General features: G+C 67.6%; 1 protein-coding gene. It reads left to right on the forward strand.

Annotated features, from left to right (window positions below; genetic code table 11):
* A partial coding sequence (locus ACWEN3_RS46500) for a M4 family metallopeptidase (RefSeq protein ID WP_452984482.1) occupies window positions 1-1464 on the forward strand: 1464 nt, incomplete at both ends.

The raw sequence follows: 1464 nt of genomic DNA on the forward strand, positions 1-1464 counted from the left end.
GGCGCCGACGCCCACTACGGCGCGCAGGAGACCTGGGACTTCTACAAGAACACCTTCGGCCGCAGCGGCATCAAGAACGACGGGGTCGGCGCCTACTCCCGCGTCCACTACGGCAACGCGTACGTGAACGCGTTCTGGGACGACAGCTGCTTCTGCATGACCTACGGCGACGGGTCCGCCAACAACGACCCGCTGACCTCGCTGGACGTGGCCGGGCACGAGATGAGCCACGGTGTCACCTCCAACACGGCCGGGCTCGACTACACCGGCGAGTCCGGCGGCCTGAACGAGGCCACCAGCGACATCATGGGCACCGGCGTGGAGTTCTACGCCAACAACGCATCGGACCCCGGTGACTACCTCATCGGCGAGAAGATCAACATCAACGGCAACGGCACCCCGCTGCGCTACATGGACCAGCCCAGCAAGGACGGCGGCTCCGCCGACAGCTGGTACTCGGGTGTCGGCAACCTCGACGTGCACTACTCCTCGGGTCCGGCGAACCACATGTTCTACCTGCTGTCCGAGGGCAGCGGCACCAAGGTCATCAACGGCGTGACCTACAACAGCCCGACCTCCGACGGCGTCGCCGTCACCGGCATCGGCCGCGCCGCCGCGCTGCAGATCTGGTACAAGGCGCTGACGTCGTACATGACGTCGAGCACCGACTACGCGGCGGCCCGCACGGCCGCCCTGAACGCGGCCACCGCGCTGTACGGAGCCAACTCCACCCAGTACGCCGGAGTCGCCAACGCCTTCGCCGGCATCAACGTCGGCAGCCACGTCACCCCGCCCGGCAACGGGGTGACGGTCACCAACCCGGGCAACCAGTCCTCGACCGTCGGTACGGCCGTGAGCCTGCAGGTCCAGGCGAGCAGCACCAACAGCGGCGCCCTGACGTACAGCGCCTCCGGGCTGCCGGCGGGCCTGTCCATCAACGGCTCCACCGGCCTGATCAGCGGTACACCGACCACGGCGGGCACGTACAGCACCACCGTCACGGTGAAGGACTCCACCGGCGCGACCGGTACCGCCAGCTTCACCTGGACGGTCAACTCCAGTGGCGGTGGCGGCGGTTGCACCTCGACCCAACTGCTGAGCAACCCCGGCTTCGAGTCCGGGAGCACCGGCTGGACCTCGACCAGCGGTGTCATCACCAACGACCCCGGTGAGGCGGCGCACGGCGGCTCCTACAAGGCGTGGCTCGACGGCTACGGCACCTCGCACACCGACACGCTGTCCCAGTCGGTGACGATCCCCGCGGGCTGCAAGGCGACGCTGACCTTCTACCTGCACATCGACACCTCCGAGACCACCACCAGCACCGCGTACGACAAGCTGACGGTGACCGCCGGTTCGAAGACCCTGGCGACCTACTCGAACCTCAACAAGGCCTCGGGCTACAGCCAGAAGTCCTTCGACCTGTCCTCGCTGGCGGGCTCGACCGTCACGCTGAAGTTCAGC

Source organism: Streptomyces sp. NPDC004561, assembly GCF_053602155.1.